The 24751-nt window shown below is 67.4% G+C and carries 21 protein-coding genes; 8 read left to right on the top strand and 13 right to left on the bottom strand.

Features of this window, described 5'->3' with window-relative positions; genetic code table 11:
* Window positions 1-55 precede the first annotated feature (55 nt).
* Window positions 56-1096, bottom strand: coding sequence for a YlbL family protein (locus ACZYZF_RS20765; RefSeq protein ID WP_463744559.1), 1041 nt, complete (start codon window positions 1094-1096; stop codon window positions 56-58).
* A 91-nt stretch (window positions 1097-1187) separates the two neighbouring features.
* Here ACZYZF_RS20765 and ACZYZF_RS20760 point away from each other — a divergent pair, with 91 nt between their 5' ends.
* The 3 genes from ACZYZF_RS20760 (at window position 1188) to ACZYZF_RS20750 (ending at window position 4890) form a co-directional block, all read left to right on the top strand.
* Window positions 1188-2603: a zinc-dependent metalloprotease gene (locus ACZYZF_RS20760; protein WP_463836688.1), complete on the top strand. Its 1416-nt coding sequence runs from the start codon at window positions 1188-1190 to the stop codon at window positions 2601-2603.
* 64 nt (window positions 2604-2667) lie between these two features.
* Window positions 2668-3513 carry a cyclodehydratase gene (locus ACZYZF_RS20755; protein WP_463744561.1) on the top strand — a complete coding sequence of 282 codons (846 nt, stop codon included), beginning with the start codon at window positions 2668-2670 and terminating at the stop codon, window positions 3511-3513.
* A gap of 42 nt (window positions 3514-3555) precedes the next feature.
* A complete protein-coding gene (locus ACZYZF_RS20750; RefSeq protein WP_463744562.1) occupies window positions 3556-4890 on the top strand; it encodes a macrolide-binding ATPase MABP-1 in 1335 nt (444 codons plus the stop codon).
* A 75-nt stretch (window positions 4891-4965) separates the two neighbouring features.
* Here the strand turns inward: ACZYZF_RS20750 and ACZYZF_RS20745 are convergent, their stop codons facing one another.
* The 3 genes from ACZYZF_RS20745 to ACZYZF_RS20735 form a co-directional block, all read right to left on the bottom strand.
* Window positions 4966-5265, bottom strand: a complete 300-nt coding sequence (locus tag ACZYZF_RS20745; protein WP_463744563.1) for a WhiB family transcriptional regulator — start codon at window positions 5263-5265, stop codon at window positions 4966-4968.
* Window positions 5266-5749: 484 nt separating this feature from the next.
* A complete protein-coding gene (locus ACZYZF_RS20740; RefSeq protein ID WP_463744564.1) occupies window positions 5750-7876 on the bottom strand; it encodes an ATP-dependent DNA helicase UvrD2 in 2127 nt (708 codons plus the stop codon).
* 54 nt (window positions 7877-7930) lie between these two features.
* Complete coding sequence (locus tag ACZYZF_RS20735; RefSeq protein ID WP_463744565.1) at window positions 7931-8674, bottom strand: SDR family oxidoreductase; 744 nt, start codon at window positions 8672-8674, stop codon at window positions 7931-7933.
* A 72-nt stretch (window positions 8675-8746) separates the two neighbouring features.
* Here ACZYZF_RS20735 and ACZYZF_RS20730 point away from each other — a divergent pair, with 72 nt between their 5' ends.
* Complete coding sequence (locus ACZYZF_RS20730) at window positions 8747-9223, top strand: RrF2 family transcriptional regulator (protein ID WP_463836687.1); 477 nt, start codon at window positions 8747-8749, stop codon at window positions 9221-9223.
* Here the strand turns inward: ACZYZF_RS20730 and ACZYZF_RS20725 are convergent.
* From ACZYZF_RS20725 to ACZYZF_RS20705, 5 genes are all read right to left on the bottom strand, one after another.
* Complete coding sequence (locus ACZYZF_RS20725; protein WP_463836686.1) at window positions 9218-10096, bottom strand: dihydrodipicolinate synthase family protein; 879 nt, start codon at window positions 10094-10096, stop codon at window positions 9218-9220. The two genes, ACZYZF_RS20730 and ACZYZF_RS20725, sit on opposite strands and share 6 nt — an antisense overlap.
* Before the next feature lie 53 nt (window positions 10097-10149).
* Window positions 10150-10935 carry an aldolase gene (locus tag ACZYZF_RS20720; RefSeq protein ID WP_463744568.1) on the bottom strand — a complete coding sequence of 262 codons (786 nt, stop codon included), beginning with the start codon at window positions 10933-10935 and terminating at the stop codon, window positions 10150-10152.
* A gap of 246 nt (window positions 10936-11181) precedes the next feature.
* Window positions 11182-11709, bottom strand: coding sequence for a helix-turn-helix domain-containing protein (locus tag ACZYZF_RS20715; RefSeq protein WP_463744569.1), 528 nt, complete (start codon window positions 11707-11709; stop codon window positions 11182-11184).
* Window positions 11710-11818: 109 nt separating this feature from the next.
* A complete protein-coding gene (locus ACZYZF_RS20710; RefSeq protein WP_463836685.1) occupies window positions 11819-12835 on the bottom strand; it encodes an acyl-CoA dehydrogenase family protein in 1017 nt (338 codons plus the stop codon).
* Between the two features lie 31 nt (window positions 12836-12866).
* Entirely contained in the window at window positions 12867-13991 is a 1125-nt protein-coding gene (locus ACZYZF_RS20705; RefSeq protein ID WP_463836684.1) for an acyl-CoA dehydrogenase family protein, read from the bottom strand.
* A 101-nt stretch (window positions 13992-14092) separates the two neighbouring features.
* On the opposite strand from ACZYZF_RS20705, the gene mrx1 reads away from it, so the two are divergent.
* Window positions 14093-14338 (top strand): mycoredoxin Mrx1, encoded by a 246-nt coding sequence (gene mrx1, locus ACZYZF_RS20700; RefSeq protein ID WP_463744572.1) that lies wholly within the window; start codon window positions 14093-14095, stop codon window positions 14336-14338.
* A gap of 21 nt (window positions 14339-14359) precedes the next feature.
* Here mrx1 and nudC read toward each other — a convergent pair whose 3' ends face one another.
* Both nudC and ACZYZF_RS20690 read right to left on the bottom strand, forming a co-directional pair.
* Window positions 14360-15304, bottom strand: a complete 945-nt coding sequence (gene nudC, locus ACZYZF_RS20695) for an NAD(+) diphosphatase (protein ID WP_463836683.1) — start codon at window positions 15302-15304, stop codon at window positions 14360-14362.
* Complete coding sequence (locus tag ACZYZF_RS20690) at window positions 15301-16395, bottom strand: potassium channel family protein (protein WP_463744574.1); 1095 nt, start codon at window positions 16393-16395, stop codon at window positions 15301-15303. Before ACZYZF_RS20690 ends, nudC begins: the two co-directional genes overlap by 4 nt.
* A 75-nt stretch (window positions 16396-16470) precedes the next feature.
* Between ACZYZF_RS20690 and ACZYZF_RS20685 the strand changes: the two genes are divergently transcribed.
* From ACZYZF_RS20685 to ACZYZF_RS20675, 3 genes are all read left to right on the top strand, one after another.
* The gene (locus ACZYZF_RS20685) at window positions 16471-16860 is read left to right on the top strand and encodes a DoxX family protein (RefSeq protein WP_463836682.1); all 390 of its coding nucleotides are present in this window, start codon (window positions 16471-16473) and stop codon (window positions 16858-16860) included.
* 118 nt (window positions 16861-16978) lie between these two features.
* Complete coding sequence (locus ACZYZF_RS20680; protein ID WP_463836681.1) at window positions 16979-17704, top strand: VIT1/CCC1 transporter family protein; 726 nt, start codon at window positions 16979-16981, stop codon at window positions 17702-17704.
* A 33-nt stretch (window positions 17705-17737) separates the two neighbouring features.
* Window positions 17738-18229, top strand: coding sequence for a DUF2231 domain-containing protein (locus tag ACZYZF_RS20675; protein ID WP_463836680.1), 492 nt, complete (start codon window positions 17738-17740; stop codon window positions 18227-18229).
* Here the strand turns inward: ACZYZF_RS20675 and ACZYZF_RS20670 are convergent.
* Together ACZYZF_RS20670 and ACZYZF_RS20665 are read right to left on the bottom strand one after the other, a co-directional pair.
* The gene (locus ACZYZF_RS20670; protein ID WP_463836679.1) at window positions 18226-21549 is read right to left on the bottom strand and encodes an ATP-dependent helicase; all 3324 of its coding nucleotides are present in this window, start codon (window positions 21547-21549) and stop codon (window positions 18226-18228) included. The genes ACZYZF_RS20675 and ACZYZF_RS20670 overlap by 4 nt on opposite strands.
* A complete protein-coding gene (locus tag ACZYZF_RS20665; RefSeq protein ID WP_463836678.1) occupies window positions 21546-24701 on the bottom strand; it encodes an ATP-dependent helicase in 3156 nt (1051 codons plus the stop codon). Before ACZYZF_RS20665 ends, ACZYZF_RS20670 begins: the two co-directional genes overlap by 4 nt.
* Window positions 24702-24751: the final 50 nt, after the last annotated feature.

Raw genomic sequence — 24751 nt, 5'->3', positions numbered from 1 at the left:
CCCGACAGGCCGCCCGATTTCCTCTAACTCTAGCCATCCGCAGGCTGCGTGCGGTTCAGCAGCGAGGCGGTTCGCCACCGGCAGAAATCGTGTGCAACGCATCGACGGCCTGGGTCAGCGTGTCCACCTTCACCAACTCCATGCCGTCCTGAGGCGCCGAACGCGCCTCGGTGCAGTTGTCGGCGGGCACCAGGAACACCGTGGCGCCCGCGTCCTTGGCGGCCAGCATCTTGTGCGTGATGCCGCCGATGGACCCGACCTTGCCCTCGCCGGTGATGGTTCCGGTACCCGCGATGAACTTGCCGTCGTTGAGGTCGCCGGTGGTCAGCTTGTCGACGACGGCAAGGCTGAACATCAGACCCGCCGACGGGCCGCCGATGTTGGCCAGGTTGAAGTCGATCTCGAACGGCGCCCACGGCGCATCGAGCACACCCACGCCGAGGAACCCGTAGTCCCGGTCCGGGTTGTCACCGAGCGTGATGGTCGCGACCCCCGGCGGGGCGTTCTTGCGACGGAAGTCGATCACCAGCTGCTCACCCGGCTTGGTCTTCTTCAGGATCGCCTGGAACTCGTCGAGGTTGGCCACCGGTGTCCCATTTACCCCGTCGATCGCGTCACCATCGCGCAGCTTGCCCGCCGAAGGACCGGGATCGGTGACGCTCTGCACCGTCACCGCCACCGGGTACTTCAGGAGCGACAGCGCCGCGTACTCGGCGCTGTCCTCGGACTTCTTGAAATCCGAGTTGTTGGCCTCGTCGATCTCGTTCTTGGACTTGTCCGGCGGATACACCAGGTCGCGCGGAACCAGTTGCTCACGGCCCGACATCCACAACGCCATCGCCTGGCCGAGGGTCAGACCGTCACGCTGGGACACCGTGGTCATGTTCAGGTGACCCGAGGTCGGGTGGACCACGGAACCGCCGGTCTCGTCGGTGCTCTTGATGTCGACCACCTGTTTGCCCTCGACGTCGCCGAGCGTGTTGAACGTCGGACCGGGCCCCAGGGACACGAAGGGCACCGTCACCACCGACAGCAGCACGCCGAACGCCACAATCGGCACCAACGCAACCAGCAGCGTCAAAATCCGCCTGTTCACGCCGCCCACAGTAAGGCCTGCACCATCGTGTTCACCCACAGCGTGACCCGCAGGCACACCCGGACACCCCGTCATGAGTACCGTTGTGGGTATGGCTGACCTGCCCTTCGGCTTCTCCGCCGGGAACGACCCGGACCGAGACAAAGACAAGAAGGACCCCGATTCGGGGTCCGGCCCCGGCAACTCCGGGCCAGGTCCGGGTTCGGATCCGTTCGGTTTGGGCATGGGCGGAGCCAACTTCGACATGGGCGACCTCGGGCAGATCTTCACCAAGCTCGGCGAGATGTTCAGCGGCGCAGGTGGCGCCATGGGCGGCAAACAATCCGGTCCGGTGAACTACGACCTCGCCCGGCAGTTGGCGTCCAACTCGATCGGGTTCGTCGCCCCGGTGCCGGAAAAGACCACCGGCGCGGTAGCCGACGCGGTACGTCTGGCCGAGACCTGGCTCGACGGCGTGACCCCGCTGCCCGCGGGCACCACCAGGTCGGCGGCCTGGACCCCGAGCGACTGGCTGGACAACACGCTGGACACCTGGAAGCGGTTGTGCGACCCGGTGGCCGAGCAGATCTCCTCGGTCTGGGCGTCGGCGCTGCCCGAAGAGGCCAAGAGCATGGCCGGTCCGCTGCTGGCGATGATGTCGCAGATGGGCGGCATGGCGTTCGGCTCCCAACTGGGCCAGGCGCTGGGCAAGCTGTCCCGCGAGGTACTCACCTCCACCGACGTCGGCCTGCCGCTGGGCCCCAAGGGCGTTGCGGCACTCATGCCGGAGGCCATCGAATCGCTGGCCGAGGGCCTGGAGCGCCCGCGCAGCGAGATCCTGACCTTCCTGGCCGCGCGGGAGGCCGCCCACCACCGGCTGTTCAGCCATGTGCCGTGGCTGTCCAGCCAGTTGCTCGGCACCGTCGAGGCCTTCGCCAAGGGCATGAAGGTCGACATGTCGGGTATCGAGGACTTCGCCCGCGGATTCAACCCGGCCTCCCTCGGCGACCCGTCGGAGATGGAGCAGCTGCTCAACCAGGGCATCTTCGAGCCCAAAGCCACGCCCGAGCAGGAAGCCGCCCTGGAGCGGCTGGAAACCCTGCTCGCGCTCATCGAGGGCTGGGTGCAGACCGTCGTCATCGCGGCGCTGGGCGACCGCATCCCCGGCACCTCGGCACTGGCCGAGACGCTCCGTCGTCGGCGCGCCACCGGCGGGCCCGCCGAACAGACCTTCGCCACGCTCGTCGGCCTGGAACTGCGCCCCCGCAAGATGCGCGAAGCCGCGGTGCTGTGGGAACGGCTGACCGACGCAGTGGGCACCGACGTCCGCGACAGCGTGTGGCAGCACCCCGACCTGCTGCCCAGCGCAACCGACCTCGACGATCCGGCCGGCTTCATCGACCGGATGATCGGCGGCGACACCAGCGGCATCGACAGCGCCTTCGAACAGGCCATCGCCGACCTGGAGAAAGAGCAGCGCGAGGGTGGCGAAGGCGGCGCCGAGGGTGACGGCGGCAGCCGGTCCTGACCCCCGCACGGCGGCCTGTGGATAACTGAAACGGCGGTCCCCGCCGCCGTGGCACAGTCTTCGCATGAAGCGCTACGTGCTCGCCGCAGGCCGACCGATCCTGCTGCGTCCCGACGAGATGGTTCAGTTGGGCTGGGATCCGCGGCGCGCAGTACTGGTGCGTCCCCCGGCCGGAATGAGCCAGGCACAGTTGGCCGATCTGCTGCGGGCACTGCAGGTCGGCGCAACCCGCGACGAATTGGTCACGGCTGCAGCATCATTCGACGATGCCGACGCCATCGATGAGCTGATCGCCGCATTGACGGAAACCGGAATGCTCACCGTCGCCGCCACGCCCTCACGGCCGGCGCGGTCGGCATCCATCCGCGTGCACGGCCGCGGACCGCTGTCGGAACTGCTGGCCAACGGACTGCGCTGCTCGGGCGCGCGAGTCAGGCACAGCACGCACCCACACACCAGGAACGTGGCCGCCTCCACCGACCTGGTGGTGCTGGCCGACTACCAGATCACCGACCCGCGGCTGCTCCAAGAACTGCATCACGGCGGGATCGCCCACCTGCCGGTGCGGGTCCGCGACGGCGCCGGCTTGGTGGGGCCGCTGGTGATCCCGGGCCTGACCAGCTGTCTGCGCTGCGCCGATCTACACCGCACCGATCGCGACGCGGCGTGGCCTGCCGTGGCAACCCAACTCAGGGGCACCGTCGGCAGCGCCGGCCGTGCCACCATCCTGGCCACTGCGGCGCTGGCGATGCGGCAGGTCGACCTCGTGATCCGTGCCGTCAGACACACCGACGGTGACGAGCCCGCACCCGATGCACCGGCGACGCTGAACACCACCCTCGAACTCGACGCCGATGGGTACTCGATCGTGGCGCGGCGCTGGTCCCGGCACCCCGACTGCCCATGTTGAAAACGTTTGTTGCCAGTTGGTGGTGGGCCGTTCAGCCACGTCATGGATGATGGTCTGGTGTCTGACATCAAACGGGGAAGCGTGGCACGGAATGCGAAGCTCGCCGGCTTGGCCGGCGGCATGGCGGGTCGGGCCGCATTGGGCTTCGGCAAGCGTCTGACCGGCAAGTCCAAGGACGAAGTCACTGCCGAGTTGATGGACAAAGCCGCCCAACAATTGTTCGCCGTACTCGGTGAACTCAAGGGCGGGGCGATGAAGGTCGGCCAGGCCCTGTCGGTGCTCGAGGCGGCCATTCCCGAGCAGTACGGCAAGCCGTACCGCGAGGCGTTGACCAAGTTGCAGCGAGAAGCACCGCCACTCCCGGCCGCCAAGGTGCACCGGGTGCTCGATGCACAGCTCGGCACCAAATGGCGGGACCGGTTCACCTCGTTCGACGACACCCCCGTCGCCTCGGCCAGCATCGGTCAGGTGCACAAGGCAGTCTGGTCCGACGGCCGTGAGGTGGCCGTCAAGATCCAATACCCCGGTGCCGACGAAGCCCTGCGCGCCGATCTCAAGACGATCCAGCGCCTGGTCGGTGTCTTCAAGCAACTGGCCCCCGGCATCGACATCCAGGGCATCGTCGACGAGCTGATCGAACGCACCGATATGGAGCTGGACTATCGGCTCGAGGCCGAAAACCAGCGTGCGTTCGCCAAGGCTTACCGCGACGACCCGCACTTCTGTGTCCCCGCCATCGTCGCCAGCGCACCGAAGGTCGTCATCGCCGAATGGATGGACGGCATCCCGATGTCGGTGATCATCCGCGACGGCACCCCCGAACAGCGCGACCTGATGGGCACCCGGTTGTCCGAACTCACCTTTGACGCGCCCAAGCGGCTGCAGATGATGCACGGCGATGCCCATCCGGGGAACTTCATGCTGCTGGCCGACGGGCGGATGGGCGTCATCGACTTCGGCGCGGTCGCGCCGCTTCCCGACGGTTTCCCGACCTCCCTGGGCGAGTGCATCCGGCTGGCCCGGGACAAGAACTACGACGAGCTGCTGCCCACCATGGAGGAAGCCGGTTTCATCCAGAAGGGCGAACAGGTTTCGATCGAGGAAGTCGACGACATGTTGCGCCAGTACGTCGAACCGATCGAGGTCGACGTCTTCCACTACAACCGCCGGTGGATTCAGAAGATGGCGGCCGGCCAGATGGACAACTGGGTGGCCCAGATCAAGACGGCGCGCCAGCTCGACCTGCCGCCGAACCTGGCCATCCCATTGCGGGTGATCGCCTCGACCATCGCGATGTGCTGCCAACTCGACGCGCATGTGCCGGTGAAAGCGATTGCCACCGAACTGGTTCCGGGTTTCGCCGACGAGGCGGCCTAGCTGCTGAGCGTCGACTCTGCGGTCAGGGTGTGAAAGTTCGAGCAGAACTCACCCTGAACCGCAGAGTCGATGCCGTTACGCGGCTGCCACATTCTTCCGTGGACGCCCACGCGGCCGCTTGCGGGCCACGATGGTTCCGCGGTCGAGGATCTCACCACCCCAGACACCCCACGGCTCCTGCCGTTCCAGCGCGGCCGTGAGGCACGCGTTGCGGATCGGGCAATCCGCACACAGCGCCTTGGCCTGCTCCAGATCGACTGGGCTCTCGGCGAACCACAGATCGGGATTCCCGACGTGGCACGGCACCGCCGGTAGCCGCTGCTCGCATGTCACCGGCGCGACGCTCACCTCCGGAGCGGTCATCGCAATGGACATGTGCTTATCCCCCTACTTCCTGGTCGTTGTCGGAGATCTGTCTCTTGAACGGATCTGCGACCAGGTTTCTCGGGGTGGAGAACAACTCCCAAAGAAATTGGCCACGGATCCGGTTGACTGCGGGTCCGTGGCCATTTGGCGGTGATGGGAGCTCTACCTAGTAGGGGCTCCGATCCACGGACGCGCCAGTCGCGGCGGCCGGACGGCGCTTGTGCTGCGGCGAAATAGCAGCGGCGGCCGGCCATGCAGCAGCGGCGGCGGGGGCAGCGGGTGCGGCATGCCGGCGTCCCTCCGGGGAAACCGGGGAAACGGCGACGGCGAGCACGGACGATGGCATGCCTGCAGCCGCTACACCACTGAAATTGATGTTGCTATCCATTGCGGGCACCCTCCTTCCGTCTCGTCACCAGAGCTGTGTTACGAGGCTAAAGCCTAACAGCCAAATCGCACAACCTATTTTCTACCTGCGGTTTTGGCGCAATCTTTACGAATCTTGGCGGGCTTTCACCCGCGCGACAACCAACTCGAGGACATCCGGGCCGTACTGCTCGAGCTTGCGCGCACCGATACCGGGGAGTGCCACCAGTGCGGCATCGTCGGTCGGCAGTGACTCGGCGATGGCCATCAGGGTGTTGTCGGTGAACACCACGTACGCCGGCACTTTCATCTCCTTGGAGACGCGCAGCCGCCAGTCCTTGAGCTCGGTGAGAAGCTCCTCATCCAAGTCTGAGGGACAGGTTTCGCAGCGTCGCAACATGATCGCCGGCGGCGTCGACAGCTGGGCATTGCACACCCGGCAACGCGGCGCCGGACCGCGCTGACGACGCGGCCGGTCCGGGCCTGAGCCGCCGGAATTCTGTAGTTGCGGCGCGATGCCGTTGAGGAATCGCGACGGGCGTCGGCCCTGCCGCCCACCGGGGGTGCGAGCCAGCGCCCAACTCAGGCCGAGGTGCACTCTGGCCCGGGTGACTCCGACATAGAGCAGACGACGCTCCTCCTCCACCGGCTCGCTGTCGGGCCCGTGCGCAAGGGCATGGGAGATCGGCAGGGTGTTGTCGGCAAGGCCCACCAGGAACACCGCATCCCACTCCAGGCCCTTGGCCGCATGCAGCGACGCCAGCGTGACACCTTGCACCACCGGTGGGTGCCGGGAGTCGGCCCGCTGGCGCAGCTCGGCGACCAGCGCCCGCAGATCCAGGTCCGGGCGCACCGTGACCTCTTCGTCCACCAGCTCGGCCAGCGCCGTCAGCGCTTCCCAGCGTTCCCGCGCCTTGGTACCGGCCGGTGGTTCGGCGGTCAGTCCGAGCGGCTCCAGCAGCTCACGTACCAGGGCCGGCAGGTTGTCCTCGGGGATGTCGCGGTCGGCGAAGCGTTGCATCGCCACCAATGCCTGGCGGATCTCCTGGCGGCTGAAGAAACCCTCGCCGCCGCGGACCTGAAACGCGATTCCCGCCTCGGTGAGTGCTTCCTCGTAGACCTCAGACTGCGCGTTGATCCGGTACAGCACCGCGATTTCGGCCGGCGCTGTTCCGTTTTCGATCAGCTTCTTGATGGACCGGGCGACGGCATTGGCCTCGGCCACCTCGTCGGGATACTCGGAGAACGTCGGCTCGGGGCCAGGGTCACGCTGACCCACCAGATGCAGCTTGCTGCCCGCCATCCGGCCACGCGCGGCAGCGATCACCCGGTTGGCCAACGACACCACCTGCGGAGTCGAGCGGTAGTCACGCTCGAGCCGCACGACGGCGGCGTCGGGGAAGCGCCGGGAGAAGTCCAACAGGAAACGCGGAGTGGCCCCGGTGAACGAATAGATCGTCTGGTTGGCGTCACCGACCACCGTGAGATCGTCGCGCTCCCCCAGCCAGGCGTCGAGTACCCGCTGCTGCAGGGGTGTGACGTCCTGGTACTCGTCGACGACGAAGCAGCGGTAGCGGTCTCGGAATTCCTGGGCGACGGCGGCGTCGTTCTCGATGGCCGCGGCGGTGTGCAGCAGCAGGTCGTCGAAATCCAACAGCGCCGAGCCGTCGCGGCGGGCCTTGAGCGCCTCGTAGCCCGAATAGACCGCCGCGACCTTGGCCGCATCGAACGGGATGTCGCGCCCGACCTTCGCGACCGCCGTGCTGTAGGCCTCCGGGGTGATCAAAGATGCCTTGGCCCACTCGATTTCGCCGGCCAGATCGCGAACGTCATCGGTGCTGGTCTGCATCCCGGCCCGGTTGGCGGCCTGAGCGACCACGGCGAATTTGCTGTCGAGCAGCTCCCACCCCGTGTCGCCGACCAGTCGCGGCCAGAAGTACTGCAGTTGCCGGCGCGCCGCCGCGTGAAACGTCACCGCCTGCACCGCCGCGGTATTCACCCCCGACTCCTGACCCAACGCCCGCAACCGGCCCCTCATCTCGCCCGCGGCCCGCGCGGTGAACGTGACCGCGAGCACCTGACTGGGCGCGACGTGACCGCCGGCCACCAGGTGCGCGATCCGGCGGGTGATCGTGCGGGTCTTGCCGGTACCTGCACCGGCCAGCACGCACACGGGGCCGCGGGCGGCCAGCACGGCTTCCCGCTGCTCATCATCGAGATCGCCCAGGGCGGGCGAGGGAGCCTCCAACGGCATGCGCTCCATGGTGTCAGAGACCGGTGACAGTCCTCGGTCCGGCGTGGCCGGGGACTACCGCTGCCGGCTCAGCCACTGGTCGAAGGTGGTGGGCGCGATGCGGGCATTCTCTCCGGGCAGCAGTGCATCACCGGCCATCTGCACACCGAAGATCGATGACCACGTCGGCACCAACGTCACCTCGCGGCCGCGCACCGCCAGGGTCCGGCGGGCCATGTCGACCAGATCCTGCGTCTGCGGCCCGGCCACGTCGACGTAGCGGCCCTGTGGATCGCCCACGACCACCTCGGCGAGCACCGCGGCCACGTCGTCGGGATCGATGGGCTGTACCAGCAGCGGCGCGATGGGTGCAGTCCCATCCTGTTCGGTCCAGCTCACCACCGTCTCGGCGAAATCGTGGAACTGGGTGGCGGGCACGATCGTCCAGGGCACCGTTCCCGCTTGGATCAGGCGTTCCTGTTCACGTTTTCCGGCGTAGTGCGGATTGCCCTCGATGTCGTGGATCCCGACGATCGACAGCAGGACATGATGCCCCACCCCGGCGCGGGCTTCGGCGGCCAGCAGATTTCCGGTGGCGCTGCCCAGATAGTGCACGGTGCTGTCCCGATCGGTGGGCGGCGCACTCATCACGTCGACCACCGCCCGCACCCCGGCCAGGGCCGCGTCGAGCCCGTCACCGGTCGACAGGTCCACCCCGTTCGAGCGGCTGATCGCCACCACCTGGTGTCCGGCGCCCTGCAGAGCAGCGACCACGCGCGCCCCGATGTTCCCCGTAGCTCCCGCAACCGCGATTCGCATGATGTCTCCCGTCCTGGCCGATGGATATCTCGGACTATATAGGTCCGTAATATCTGTAATAAGCTACCGTCCGTGAAACTTCCCGTGGCCACCGAGTGGGCGCTGCACTGCGCGACATCGCTGGCGCAGCTCGACGTCGGGGCCACCGCATCGGCCGCCGATCTCGCGGAGTACTTCGACCTACCCGCGGCCTATCTCGCCAAGCAGCTGCAGGCGCTCACCCGCGCAGGTGTACTCGCCGCGACGACCGGCCCCCGCGGCGGGTTCCGGCTGGGCCGGGCACCGGCCGACATCACCCTGCTGCAGATCGTCGAGGCCGTCGACGGCGCATCCCCGCCGTACGAATGCCGCGAGATCCGCCAGCAGGGTCGCGGTGCCCTACCGGCCGCCTGGTGCCGCCACGAGTGCATCCTCGCCGTGAAAATGTCTGACGCTCACCAGGCGTGGCGGGCCAGCCTAGACGGTGTCACGCTTGCCGACATCCTCGCCGACCTACCCGCCACGGCACCCGCGCGCACGCGAAAGCTGTTGGGCAGGCAGGGCTCATAGCAAGAGCCGGCGCAACTCCTTGCGGCCGCCGTCGTCGAGCGGCAACAACGGGAGACGCGGGTCTCCGACGCCCTGACCCAACAGTTCGAGTCCACCCTTGATGGTGGTGGGCAGGCCGCCGGCCACGATGAACTCCAGAAAGGGCCTGAGGTCGGCGTAGATGGCGTCGGCCTTCGCCCAGTCTCCGGCCTGTGCCGCAGCATAGAGATCCAGGCATGGCTGCGGCAGCAGGTTAGGCGCCGCTGTGCACCAGCCCTTGGCGCCCGCCTTGAAGGCCTTGAGAATCATCGGATTACTGCCGTTGTAGAACGGCAGTTGGCCGCCGGTGAGCTCGGACAGGCGCTCCATGCGGGTGATGTCGCCGGTGGATTCCTTGACCATGGTGACGTTTTCGATGTCGGTGAACATCTGCACCAGCAGTTCGGGCCGCATGTCGATGCCGCTGGTCGCCGGGTTGTTGTACACCATGATGGGAATTCCGATGGCCGCCCCGATCGCCGCATAGTGTCGCGCGATCTCCCGTTCGGACAGTTTCCAGTAGGAGATGGGCAGCACCATCACCGCATCCGCGCCGGCCTGCTCGGCGTACTGCGCCCGGCGAATGGTATTGGCAGTGGTCAGATCTGAGGCGCCGATGACGACGGGTACCCTGCGATCGACCACACCGATCGTGGTGTCGATGACGGCATCGAACTCGGCTTCGGTGAGGTAGGCCGACTCACCCGTGCTGCCCAGCGGGACGATGCCGTGCGCTCCGCCGGTCACCAGCCGGTCGACCAGGGCGGCAAGCTTGCCCGTATCGATGCGATGGTCTGCGGTGAACGGTGTGACGGGATAGGCGAGAATTCCGTGGATTTCCTTGTTGGTGGTCATGTTTGACGTCCTTCTGCGGTTCGGATCGGATCGAGTGCGGGCCGGCCGGCTGCTCAGCTGGTCAGCGCATCGGGATGGTTGCGGAGCGCACGCCGCGCGTAGTAAGCGAAGTTGGCCTGGCTGCGTTTGGGCTGCAGAGTCCAGTCGTGCGCCTCGCGTGCCAGCCTCGGAGGCAGGTCCGCGATGGTGCCCGCGGCCATGGCAGCCAGCTGTAGCTTGGCGCCACGTTCGATGAGCATCGCCAACGAGCACGACTCCTCGATGCTGGCTCCGGCGATCACATGGCCGTGATGGGCCAACAGGATGGCCTTCTTGTCCCCCAGTGCGGCACTGATGATCTCGCCCTCTTCGTTACCCACCGGGACTCCGGGCCAGTCGGCCAGAAATGCGCAGTCGTCGTAAAGCGGTGCGATATCCATCTGCGACACGTGCAACGGAACTTCCAGCATCGAGAGCGCGGCGACATGGAACGGGTGCGTGTGCACGATGCACTGCACATCGGGCCGGGCGCGGTAGATCCAGGTGTGGAACCTATTGGCGGGGTTGGCCATTCCCTCACCCTCGAGAACTGTGAGATCCTCGTCGACAAGCAGCAGATTGCCTTCGGTGATCTCGTCGAAGCCCAATCCCAGCCGCTGGGTGTAGTAGGTACCCGGCTTCTCGGCTCGCGCGGTGATCTGGCCCGCCAGGCCCGAGTCGTGGCCCGCGTCGAACAGAGCTCGGCACGTCAACGCCAGCTTCTGCTGCGTCGTCAGAGCGGACTCCTCGATGTGGTTCGACAACCCATCGAGAGCGCGATGCATCAAAACCTGTTTCGAATCACCAAGCGTGGTGGTCATCTCGGCATACCTTTCTAACGCGGAGGCGGGAGACACAACCACGACTGTAGGACACCTTGTGTCCTACAGTCAACACGATTGACGATCCACGCTGGTTGCGAGCTACGATCTCCGGCCAACCTGTCATCGACCGTGCTCACCACCGCATCCGGCGAGATCACCATCGGCCTTCTCGGCCTGCCGGACCCGAACCCACCCACTCGGTGCACTTGAACCCCAGGTCCTCACGCCGGGAACGAGCGCAAGTCAACGATTGCGGCCGTAGTCGGTGTGGGTGATCACCAGAACCTCGCTAGGCGCGCTTCCCCGCTGCCGCAGCTGGTGAGGCAGTGAAGCGTCGAAATACGCGCAGTCGCCGGGTTCCAAGGTCACCAGGTCGTCCTGATAGCGCAGCTCCACGATGCCCGCGTGGACGAACACCAACTCCTGGCCGGCGTGCTCGGGATGCGGGTGTTCGGCGAACTTGAGGGTCGGTCGCACGATGAACGGCGACATCGACTTACCGAGCATCCCCGCGGCCACCGCGTGATACCGGCCGACTGCGCGGTCACCGGCACGGTCAACGGACAACGTCGTGACCGCCGGGTCCTCGGAAAATAACTGTGCGACATCGACTTCGAGTGCACGTGCCAGCTTCATCGCGACCGATATCGACGGGGTGGAACGCTGCCGTTCGACCTTGGACAGGTAACTCTTGGTCAACCCCGTCGCTTCGGCGAGCTCCTCGAGCGTCATGCCCCGCTGTTGACGCACAGCTCGCAACAGAGCGCTCACAATGTCTCCTGTCGCCGAGCAACACCGACCAACTTCAGGCCCATTCTCCCATAGGACAACCGGTGTCATATCGACGACACCGGTGAATGCCTGCGTCCATCGCGCCGAATCAGCCGCCGACCGCAGTGATCAACGACCACAACCCGTCCGAGCCCGCCCGAGTGCCGTACTCGGTGAGCTTGTCATCCCAGTGCGCGACCGAGCCGTACTCCGAACGCCAGGACAGGGCAGGCATGGTGAACTCGTGCAGTCGGTGTTCAATCGTGGTGCCGATCGCACCGTGCACCTGATGAGCGTTGCGTACCACCACGGAGGCAGCATGCCCTACACATGAACGCGCCACCGCGACAAGGAAATCCAGGTGTGGCGACAACCAGTCCGATCGCAGCGCCTCGGCGAGCGCACCGTCGGTGGCTGCGCGGGCCAGCGCCGACTCGGCGGCGATGTCGGCCACGAGATTCTGGACCGCCTGGAACTTGGCCAGTGGCCTGCCGAATTGGATCCGTTCACGGGTGTGCGCCACCGACATCGCCAGAATCCGGTCCAGCGCCGCGCACACCTGCACTGCCCGTACCAACGCCGCGCGTCGGGTGAACTGCTCGATCACATTGTCGGGCACCGGTGTTCCCGTCAATCCGGAGACGTCCACACTGACATCGTCACGCGGCTCCCCCGCCCTGTTGTATCTCGGGGTGACCGACACAGACGCGGTATCCACCTCAGCCACGCGGTATCCAGTGCCAGCGCGCCAGAGCAGCACCACCCGCTCGGAGCTCGCCGCCCACGGCACCCCGCGCGCCGCACCGTCGATGTCGAGCAGGCAGACAGTGCGCCGGGAACCGTCGACAACCAGACCGGCCGTTTCCAACAGCCAGCAGGCCAGCAGATCGTGCTCGGCGAGCGGGATTCTCACCCCGTGCCAGGCGGCCGCGCGCAGCAGCTCGACGGCCTCGGCCCAGCCGGCGCCACTCCCGCCGGACTCCTCGGAACCGGTCAGCCGGATCAGACCGAGATCGCCCAACTGATCCCACAATTCGGTGATGGCCTCTCCGGGCGCGTGCTGTTCCCGGTGCGCGGCGAACACCGCCGACATCATCTCGACCAGTTCGGCGTCGACAGCGCTCATCAGCACTGTCTCCTCTTCGCGCAAGCGCTCATCAGCGCAACCCCAGTCCCCGCGCAATGACCCCACGCAAAACCTCGTTTGTACCGCCCCGCAGGGTGAACCCAGGGCGCTGCACCACGGCATCGGCCAGCATCGAGCAGTAGTCCTCGTCGTCGATCTCCCCGAGAACATCAGCGAAATCGGCGATGTCGCCTTCAGTGGAGGTTCCCAGCACCTTGACCACGGCCGCCGCGGTGTCGGCCGGCTCGTGTCGCTCCAGCGCACCGGCGACCGCCATCGACATCTGGTGCAGCCCGGTGATGCGGGCCAGATCGGTGTGGCGAGGCAGCTCCCCGTCGCGCATGTGCGAGGCCATGTCTGCCAGCAGCGGGAACGTCGACAGGAAACGCTCGGGCCCACTGCGTTCGAAGCTCAGCTCCGAGGTCACCTGCTGCCAGCCGTTGCCGATGGTGCCGAACACCATGGCGTCGGGCACGAACACCTCATCGAGGATCACCTCGTTGAAGTGGTGCTTGCCGTTCATCGAGATGATGGGCCGGATGTCGACGCCGGGCGCGCGCAGATCGACGATGAACTGACTGAGACCGTCATGGCGGTGTGCCGGATCCACAGGCGCGGTGCGGGCCAGACAGATGAATGCGTGGGCCAGATGCGCCCCTGACGTCCACACCTTGGCGCCGGTGACCGCCCACCCGCCGTCAACCTGCAGAGCCTTGGTGCGCACGCTGGCCAGATCCGAGCCGGAATCCGGCTCGCTCATACCGATTCCGAAGTAGCACTCGCCTTTGGCGATGGCGGGCAAGAACTTTCGCCGCTGTTCCTCGGTGCCGTACTTGAGCAGAGAGGGAACGATCTGGCGGTCGGCGATCCAGTGCGCCCCCACCGGGGCCCCGGCGGCCAGCAGCTCCTCGGTGACCACGAAGCGCTCCTGATGGCTGCGTCCGTGCCCACCGTAGGAGACCGGCACCGTCATCCCCAGCCAACCGCGGGCGGCCAGCGCCCGGCTGAAGTCCTCGTCCCAACCGGTCAGCCAACTGTCGGCGTACCGGCCGACCTTGCCGGTCTGCTGCTGCTCGGCGACGAACTGGCGCACCTGCAACCGCAACTCGTCGAGCACACGCGGGTCGCCGGCCACCGGCGGTACCACTCGGGTCATGTTCAGCTCCGTCCCATTGCAGATCGGCAACATACCGCTGCAGGCCGGAGACCTGCGTCACCGCGGGCATGAGGCAGCCGTTCCGCTACGTTATGAGGACTATGACTGCTACACCGACTGTGACCATGTACACCACCACGTGGTGCGGCTACTGCTCGCGGCTCAAGATGGCTCTGAAGTCCGAGGGCATCGCGTGGACTGAGGTCGACATCGAGCAGGATCCCGCCGCCGCGGAATTCGTCGGCTCGGTCAACGGCGGCAACCATGTGGTGCCGACCGTGAAGTTCGCCGACGGGTCGACGCTGACCAATCCGACGATCAAGCAGGTCAAAGCCAAAATCGGCTGACATTGCCCGGCCCATTGAAATTCAGTCCAGGGCCGCCCACGACTCGATGATCTCCCGGGCGATCGAGATCGACCCGGGCAACAGCAACCGGGACTGCGAATCGCCGTCGGCCGAGTTCCAGTCACCCCGATCCAGAGCCTCGCGGATCTCGGCACGGGTGAACCAGTCGGCCTCCGCGATCTCGCCGTCATTGAACGAGAACGGCTGTTCGGGATCACCGATGGCATGGAACCCGACCATCAGCGACCGTGGGAACGGCCACGGCTGGCTACCCAGGTACTGCACATCGGTCACCGTCAGGCCGACCTCCTCGGAGATCTCACGCACCACACATGTCTCGAAGGACTCGCCGGCTTCGACGAATCCCGCCAGGATCGAGAACAACCGCTCGGGCCATGCCGTCTGACGGGCCAGTACCGCGCGGTCATGGCCATCGTGGACCAGACAGATGACTGCCGGATCGATGCGGGGGAACTCCTCATGACCGCTGACCGGGTCGACCCGCGACCAGCCACCTTTGGCCGACCTTGTCACCGCGCCGTCCACCGCATTGAACCTGGCCCGGTCATGCCAGTTGAGCAGCGCGGTAGCGGTCGACACCAACTGGGCGCTGACATCGTCGAAGACCTCGCCGGCCCGGCGCAGATCGAGCACCTCGGCCGGCGCATCCGGATCCTCGGGCCCTTCCAGTGCGCTGCGGACACCCCAGACATGCCGCCCATCGGCCAGCCGCCCCAAGAAGACCGCGTGCTCCGGTGGCTTGTCGGTGCCCAAGCTCGAAGCCTTACCGAGCACCACCTGGCCACCCGAGATCAGCACCTGGCTGCGGCGGTCGACACGTAGCAGCAGCGCGTCCTTCCAGCCCTCGGTCGCAGCATCGACATCGGTGCGCAGGGCGTCGGCGCGGTCGGCGCCAACCCGCGACAGCAGGGGGACGTTGCGTAGGCCGAACGTTCGATGTGTCATCGCTCGGCGTCCGCACTGCGGATGTAGAGCAACCGGTCACCGGCCTCCAGCGCATCCACCTCTGGCGCATCGACCCGGACCAGCCGGCCTCCACGCACCACACCCAGCACGATGTCGTGCAGATGGCGCGGGGAGCCGCCCTCCTCCTTCGGAGTGACCTCGCGCTCGGCGATGGCGAACCCCGCATCGGGAGTGAGCAGATCCTCCATCATCTCCACCACACTGGGAGTCTGCGTCGCGATCCCGAGCAGGCGCCCGGCGGTCTCGGAAGACACCACTGTGGAGTCCGCACCGGACTGCTTGAGCAGATGCAGGTTGTCAGATTCCCGCACCGCCGCGATGATCTTGGCTTTGGGGGCCAGCTCGCGGGCAGTCAGCGTGACCAGCACCGCGCTGGCGTCGTTGTCGGCGGCGACGATGATCGACTTGGCGTGCTGGGCACCCGCCAGCCGCAGGACAGCGGAATTGGTGGCGTCACCGTGCACGGTCACCAGCCCGGCGCCCTTGGCGCGTTCCAGCGCAGCCGCGCTCTCGTCGACGACGACGATGTCGGCCGGGGAGACCTCATCGCCGACCATCGCGGCGACCGCCGTCCGGCCCTTGGTGCCGTATCCGACGACGACGGTGTGGTTACGCACTTTGTTCCTCCATCGCTGAATCTTCAGCGCCTGCCGGGATTGGGTGGTCAGGGTTTCCACGGTGGTACCGATGAGAACGATCAGGAAGGCCACCCGCAGCGGCGTGATCACGATGACGTTCACCAGACGCGCCGAATCCGTGTACGGCGTGATGTCGCCGTAACCGGTCGTCGACAGTGACACCGTCGCGTAGTACAGGCAGTCCAGGAACGAGAGCGGATTGTTCGGATCTGGGGCGCTGTCGTTGTCCCGATAGCCGTGCCGATCGAGGTAGACGATGAGCACCGCGGCGAACAGCGCCCCCAACGCGTACAGCACCCGCATGAAGATCTTGCGGGCCGGACTGACGAACGGCTCGGGGATACGCAGCACGTCGACCAGCGCGGCATCCGGGCGCGAAGTCAGGTTCGGGTCCATCGCGGCGAGCCGGCGCCGCAGCCTGCCTTTAGCCACGCCACCCCATCATCGAGCAAAGCACCCCGGGGCGTGCCGGGATCGTTCCGATCAGACGCACGCCACAATGTAACCATGACCGCACCCGAGACTCAGCGGATCTCCTCCGCACCCGCCGCCCAACGCATGGCTGCCTTACTGGTGGGCATGGGGGTGCTGCACTTCGTGGCCCCCAAACCGTTCGACTCGATCATTCCGGCCGAGCTGCCCGGCAGCGCCCGCTTCTACACCTACGCCTCCGGCGTGGGTGAGGTGGCTACCGGAGCCCTCCTTGCCGTGCCCCGCACCCGGCGGCTGGGTGCACTGGCCGCGATCACCCTGTTCGTCGCGGTGTTTCCCGGGAACGTGAACATGGTCCGGTTGTGGTGGGACAAGCCATGGCCGTTGCGCATCGGGGCGATCGCCCGACTGCCGCTGCAGATCCCGATGATCACCTCGGCCCTGCGGATCTACCGCAACACCTGACCGACCCGGCCAGAACGCCTGGGCTCCAACCGGTTTCGTCTCGGTCCCGGCGCCGGGAAGCATCCGGAGCCAAGTTTGGCAAGGCTATCGTTGCTGGTGGCGTGCAATTTTGGTCGATATGGTCGGGATCGTGCCGAATCCCAGCCATCCGTCCGAGCCGCACGTGGGTTCACTGGCATCGAGACTGAACTGGCTTCGCGCTGGGGTTTTGGGTGCCAACGACGGCATCGTCTCCACGGCCGGCATCGTGGTGGGCGTGGCCGCCGCGACGGTGGAGCAGGCGCCGATTCTGACCGCCGGCATCGCCGGCCTGGCCGCCGGAGCGGTCTCGATGGCGCTGGGCGAATACGTCTCGGTGAGCACGCAACGTGACACCGAACGCGCGCTGCTGAGCAAGGAACGCCTCGAATTGAGCGACGACCCCGCCGCCGAATTGGACGAGTTGACCTCGCTCTACGAGGCCAAGGGCCTGTCGACGGCGACGGCGCGCACCGTGGCCGAAGAACTCACCGACCACGACGCCTTCGCTGCGCACGCCGAGGTCGAATTGGGCATCGATCCCAAGGATCTGACCAATCCGTGGCAGGCGGCTACGTCATCGGCGCTGTCGTTCACCATCGGTGCGCTGCTGCCGTTGATCGCAATCCTGATCCCGCCGACGACATTGCGGATCCCCGTGACTGTGGTGTCGGTATTGCTGGCATTGATGCTCACCGGAGCGGTGTCTGCCGGGCTGGGCGGGGCACCAAAAGGACGCGCTGTGCTACGCAACGTGATCGGCGGCGGCCTGGCCCTGGCGATCACCTATCTGATCGGTCTGTTGGTGGGGACCACCATCACCTGACCTCGTCGATCATCCGGCCAGCCAAGGAGTTCCGTGACAATCATCAACGGCCTACCTGCCCACGTTCTTCTCGTCCACGCGCTGGTCGTCCTCGTACCGCTAACCGCGGTACTGGAGATGCTTTGTGCACTGTGGCCCTCCGCCCGCCGAGGCCACTTGCTGTGGCTCACGCTCATCCTGGCTGTTGTGACAACGGTGTTGACGCCGCTCACGACGTACGCCGGGGAATGGCTCTACAACCTGCGGCCCGCTCAAGATGCCGTCCTGCAAGAGCACGCGGAGCGCGGCGACACCATGATCTACTTCTCGCTCGCACTGCTGGTCGTCGCGCTGGCGCTGGTGGGTGTGCATTTCGCCGAACGCCGCGATGACAGCCGGCGGCTGATCTACCACGGGGTCGTCGGGGCGGCCGCCGTTCTGGTGGGAGTTGCCTCGATCGTTCAGATCTACCGCATCGGCGATCTGGGAGCGCGATCGGTGTGGGGATCCGAGATCGCCAACTTGACCTCAACTGCCGACGGCTAGTGCTCCTGCGCAGTGCTCGACGAGGCGGGATCGGTCAGCAGAGCGACGAGTTCGTCCTCCCCTGGCAGCGATTCGGGACTGACGGTCCGCCCCGAGCGCACGTAGTGGAACGCGGCCCGCACCGATTCCGGCGCGCACCCGCGTAGCGCCGCCCAGGCCAGGCGGTACACCGCCAGCTGAACCGCAGCCTGCGCCAGGGATTCCGGAGTAGTCGGAGGCTCTCCGGTTTTCCAGTCGACCACGGTGGTGGTCCCGTCATCGTGCGCGAAGACCGCGTCGATCCGGCCGCGCACGATGGTGGTTCTCGTCGTCCCGATCACCATGTCGAACGGCACCTCCACCTCGATCGGGGTACGTGCGGCCCACGACGACATGACGAATGCGTCCTGCAACTCGGACAGTTCGGCCGCGCTGGCGCGCCCGCTGTCACTGTCCATCGCACCAGGTAGATCGTCGAGATCGAACAGACGCTCGGAGTGGAAGTACCGCTGCACCCACTCGTGGAAGGCGGTGCCCAGCAGGGCATGCGGATCCGGACGTTGCGGCAACCGGCGGTGCAGGCGCTGCAGTGCAGCCTGCCGATCGCGGCTCAACTCCACCAATGTGCTGACCGACAACTGGCCGGGCACCTCAAGCGGGGCGACCTGAGGTGCGTGATCCCGTTCGGCCAGAAGCGCATCGACGTCGGCGGCCCAGCCCTCCCCGGCGGCATCGGCGACGGATTCGGCAGCCTCGCCGGTCTCGTCTGAGCCGGCGTCGGCACGCTCACCGGCCAGCGCCCGCGCCACGAGTGCCGCACCACGGTCGGCGTCGGTCTCTCTGGCCGGGGCCGCCGGCCAGATCGCTTCGAGAGCCTTGTCCCGCAACGGGTTGACCTCGCCCGCCGGTGGATCGGGAGCCCACTGCTCGATCTCTCCGCACGGATTACCCTGCGCGGCAGCATCCTCCACGATGGCTTTGATCTCGCACAGGAACTCCGAGGGGCCACGCGGCTTACTCTCGGTGGCACCCCAGTGATGCCCGGAGATCAGCAAGGTGTCCTCCGATCGGGTGATCGCGACGTAGAGCAGCCGACGTTCCTCGTCGATGCGGCGCTGTTCAAGGCTGCGCTTGTGATCGGAGATCTTGTCCGACAAGATCTTCCGGTCGTTGATGTCGGAGGTGTCCAGCACCGGTACACCGAGCTCCGACTCGGTCGCCCGATCCCCGCGCAACAGCGGAGGCAGATCCGACGAATCGCTGAGCCAGGTGCGTGCCGAGGCCGTCGACGGGAACACCCTGCCGCTCAGATGCGGAACGGCGACCACCTGCCATTCCAGTCCCTTGGCCGCATGCACGGTCAGGATCTGCACCCGGTCGTGCGACACCGTCAACTCCGCCGGCGCCAAGCCGTTCTCCACCTCGGTGGCCACATCCAAATAGGCCAGCAGCGCGAGTACGGACCCACCTGATCGTCCGGCGAAATCGGCCACCAGATCGCAGAATGTGTCGAGGTTCTCGGTCCCGGACCAGCCCGCGGCCACCGGGCGGGCCGCGCGAGCCTCGGCGTCCAATCCGGCGACGCGCCGCACCTCGGCCACCAACTCGGGCAGCGGGTGGCTCAGGTGTGCACGCAACATGGTCAGCTCGCGCCCGAGGGCCTCGATCCGCCGATAGCCGGCCGGCGAATAGTGTTCGGCGGCACCGGGATCGCAGAGCGCGTCGGCCAGACAGGCCGAATCGGCGTCGGGGGCGGCCTGGGCCACGATCTCAGCGGCGCTGGGCTCCCCCACCGGCCGGTCGTCGAGTTCCCTGGCCCGGCGCCACAGAGCGGCGATATCCCGCGCACCGAACCGCCACCGCGGTCCGGTCAGCACCCGCATCACCGCGGAGCCTGCCGCGGGATCGGCCACCAACCGCAGCGTCGCGACCAGATCGGCCACCTCGGGTACGGCCAGCAGTCCGGCCACCCCGACCACCTCGGCCGGAACCCCGCGTGCACTCAGCGCCTCGGCCATCGGCGCGGCGTCGGCGTTGCGCCGCACCAGTACGGCCGCGGTCGGTGTGGCCGACCCCTGTGCCACCGCACCGTGGTGGATCCGCGCCAGATGATCTGCCACCCAGTCACGTTCGGTCTCGACATCATTCAGCAGTGCGCACCGGATGGTGCCCGGCTCAGCGTCGGGACGGGGCCGCAGCTCATGCACCGTCACCGACCGGCGGCGCGCCTCGGCCGACACCGCATTGGCCAGATGCAGGGCACTCGGCGGGTTGCGCCAACTGGTCCGCAGTTCCAGCGTCGGGGCGGGAGACCCGTCGACCTGCGGGAAGTCCGTGGTGAACCGGGGCAGATTCGTCGCGGACGCGCCCCGCCAGCCATAGATCGACTGGATCGGATCGCCCACCGCGGTCAGCGCCAGGCCCTCGTCGACGCCGCCGCCGAACAGCGAGGACAGCGCTACTCGCTGCGCATGCCCGGTGTCCTGGTACTCGTCGAGCAGCACCACCCGGAAACGTTGCCGCAGTTGCTCACCAACCTGAGGAAAATTCGAAGCCAGCCGCGCCGCAGCGGACATCTGCATACCGAAATCCATCACCTTGTCGGTGCGCATCCGCTGGTGCAACGCATCGATCAACGGCACCAGTTCGGTGCGTTCGGTCTGGGTGGCCAGCATCTTGAGCAGCCACTGGCTGGGCCCGCGGTCACGCTGGTACGGACCGGCCGGCAGGGAGTGCACCAACCGCTCGAGCTCCACATGCGTATCGCGGAGTTGATCGGTGTCGACCAGATGCTCGGCCAGCGCGCCTGCGAGCCGCAGCAACATGCCCGTGACGGCGGCCGGGGTCTTGTCGATGGCCAGCTCTCCCGGGTGCGCACACACCACGTCGAAGGCCAGCTGCCACAGCTCCGTCTCGCTCAGCAGCCGGGTATCCGGTTCGACCGGGAGGAGGAGGCCGTGCTCGCGCAGCAGAGTGCCGGCGAACGCGTGATAGGTACTGACCGTCGCGATCTCGTCGGCGCCGACGGTCACCGGCGCGAGACCGGCACCGGCGAGGCGGGCCAACCGGGTCCGCACCCGGCGCAACAGCTGGCCCGCGGCTTTGCGGGTGAAGGTAAGGCCCAGCACCTGTGACGGCGTGGCATACCCGTTGGCGACCAACCAGACGACCCGGGCCGCCATGGTCTCGGTCTTACCGGCACCCGCCCCCGCAATGACCACCAACGGCCCGGGCGGCGCGGCGATGACTGCGGCCTGCTCCTCGGTCGGGGGGAACAGACCCAGTGCGGTGGACAACTCGGCCGGGCTGTATCGCACGCGGGCCTGCGCGGTTTCCGTCATGACCGGTCCCCGGCAGCCTGGGCCGGGCACGACGAACGCACTGGGCAGTGCGCGCAGCCGTCGTTGACGCGGGCCACGAACTGCGGTCCTGCGGTGGCCGCCGCCGCGCTGCTGACCGTGCCCAGCCAGTCGGCACGAGTGTCTGGTGTCATCGGATCCTGTTCGCGTTCGGTGGCGCCCGCCGCGCCCGCCTTGCCCAGGTATACCAACCGGCCCCCACCCGGCTGATCGCCGTGCGGCAGTAATCCCGCTGCCACCGCAAGTTGATACGTGGCCAGCTGGGCGTGCTTCTGGGCGTCGTCCTTGGTGACGGGGCTCTTACCGGTCTTCAGGTCGACGACGACGAGGCGATCCGCCTGGTCACGCTCAAGGCGATCCAACCGGCCCCGCACCCGGACGCCCGGCCCGTCGGTCCCCGGCTCGACGAGCACCCCCTCGACATCGATCTCCACGGCGACCTCGGTCAACTGGCCCCGGGTGTCCGTACGCCACCGGGTGAAGGTTTCGAGCATCTCGCGGTGGCGCGACAACTCATTGTCCGAATACCACTTCGCCTCGAAAGGTAGGTCTTCCCAGACCTTTTCCAGGTCGTTGATCAGTTGGCTCTCGGTCTTGCCGGAATCGGCGACCAGCGCGTGCAGCAACGACCCGACCGTCGAACGCACGTCGCGTCCGTCACCGCCGCCGTGGCGCTCCAGCAGCCAACGCAACGGGCAGTCGGTGAGCATCTGCAGCGTCGACGGCGACAAAACAACCTCAGGTAGCACGCCGTCAGTCTCCGACCACAGCGGCTCCTCGGTGGACAACGCTGTCATGGTGTGCCATTGCGAAGGATCAGCCCCTGGAACCCCCGCCGCGGCCAGTCGGGCCAATTGAGTTGCCGCACAGGACCGGGACTCGTCGTCGACGGCACCCTCTGGCGCGCACACGACGGCCCGCAGCCGACCGACCACCGCCGAAGGCAGCAGTACCCGCGGTGCGGTCAACGGTGGAAGCGACACCGATTCCGTTGCCACCTCGGCCAGTTCGGCACAGAACGGTGACGGCAGCAGCGATTCGTCCCCACCGTCGCTGTCGACCGCGGTCACCAGCAGCCGGATCCGGGCCCGGCCCATGGCCGCCATCAACAGCCGCCGTTCCTCGGCGAGCAGGGGCGCCCGGGTCGACACCACGCGCTCATCCGGGGCGGCCACCCCGTCGAGAACATCCACCAGGTTCTGCGTCCCCAGGATGCCGCCCCGCGGAATGGTGTTGGGCCACAACCCTTCCTGCACACCAGAAATCACCACGAAATCCCACTCGCGGCCCAGTGCGGCGTGCGCGCTCAGCACCGAGACCGCGTCGGACCTGGGGCTCGCATCTGAGGCCGACATCGACGACCCCAATGCCGCCACGTGGTCCACCAGCCCGCGCAGCGACGCCCCCGCGGTGCGGCTCACGTACTGATCGGCTACATCGAAGAGCGCGGTCATCGCGTCCAGGTCACGGTCGGCTTGTGCCCCGATGGTGCCGCCGCGCTCACTGGCCGCCAGCCAACGCGGCTGCAACCGGCAGGCATTCCAGGCCTGCCACAGGGTGTAGCGCGGATCGGCGCCGTCTCGCTCGCTGCGGCGAGCGGCGGCCAGGACCGACCGCAGCCGGCGCAGCGGCTTGACGTGTTCGGCCGACAAGCCGGCCGGCTCCGCATCGATCGCGGCCACGAGCAGATCGGTGAAACCCCTTGGCGGCGTGGAACCATCGGCACGCCGCAGCGCCCGTCGCAACTGCCGCAGGGTCACCGGGTCGACTCGGCCGATCGGACCGGTGAGCAGACTGACGGCGCTGTCACCGTCCAGGTTCCCGGATGCCGTCACCTCCAACACCGTCAGCAAGGCTGCGACCGCAGGCTGCTGCGCCAGCCCCAGGTCAGTGCCCGCGGCCTGCACCGGCACCCCGGCCCCGCTCAGTGCCCGCGCCAGGGCCGCACCCACCCGTGGAATCGAGCGGACCACCACCGCCATCTCGGACCAGGGCACGCCGTCGACCAGATGGGCACGGCGCAAAGCGTCGGCGATGTAGGCGTTCTCGGCATGCGGCGTGGCCGCCAACCGCATGGTCACCTCGCCCTGCCCGCGTTCCGGGTTGCCCTCCATCGCGCGGCCGGCCCCCACACCAGGCAGGCGGCGAGCGATGCCCGAGATCGCCGAAGCGACTGCGGGGGCACAGCGGTGCGACTGGGTGAGAATGATCGCCGGGGCGTCGTCCCCGCCGTGATCGCGCAACAACACCGGATCGGCGCCGCGGTACGAGAACACCGTCTGGTCGGGGTCACCGGCAATAACGGTCAACCCCGCCCCGGCCGCCAACACCCGCACCAACAACGCGGCCTGCGGATCGAGGTGCTGGGCGTCGTCGACCAGCAGCAGGCTGATCCGAGCCCGCTCGGCGGCCAGCAGATCCGCGTCGGTCCCGAGGGCCTCCAGCGCCGCACCGACGAGTTCGGCCGCCCCCAACGCGGGGACCGTGGCCTGCGGTGCGGCCATACCGACAGCCGAACGCAACAGCATGATCTGCTCGTAGGCCTGGGCAAACCGGCCCGCCGCCAACCATTCCGGGCGCCCGGCCGACCGACCCAGCCGCTGCAGGGCGCGTGGATCCACACCGCGCTCAGTGCAGCGTGCCATCAGATCACGCAGCTCGGTGGCGAAGCCCGCCGTGCTCAGCGCCGGCCACAGCTGTTCCGGCCAGCCAACGGGGGAATCCGTGCCGTCCTCCAGGTCGCCGGCCAGCAGTTCCCGGATGATGCCGTCCTGTTCGGCGGTGGTGATCAGCCGCGGCGGCGGATCACCGTTGCGCTGAGCCGCCAGCCGCAGGAGTGCGAACGCATAGGAGTGCACGGTGCGCACCATCGGTTCCCGCACCACGCCGTGAGTGCCCGCACCGAGCAGGCGGGCGGTGATGGCGGCCCTGGCCTCGCCCCGCAGCCGGGCCGAGCCGGTGAGCAACAGCACCGACTCGGGGTCGGTGCCCGCCGCGATGTGGTCGACCGCGGTGCCGATCAACAGTGAGCTCTTGCCGGTGCCCGGCCCGCCCAGGACCCGCACCACCCCGCCGCGCCCCGGTACCAGCAGCTCGCTGCCCGCCAGTGCCGGTTCGACGTGGTGTGTGGTCATGGAGGAGATGACACCAGAGGGGTACGACAAGTAGCGGAGCGGATTGGAGC

The organism is Mycobacterium sp. IDUB_24 (genome assembly GCF_055419385.1).
The sequence above is the reverse complement of the archived record's forward strand: the minus strand, read 5'-3'. Positions and strand labels throughout refer to the sequence as shown.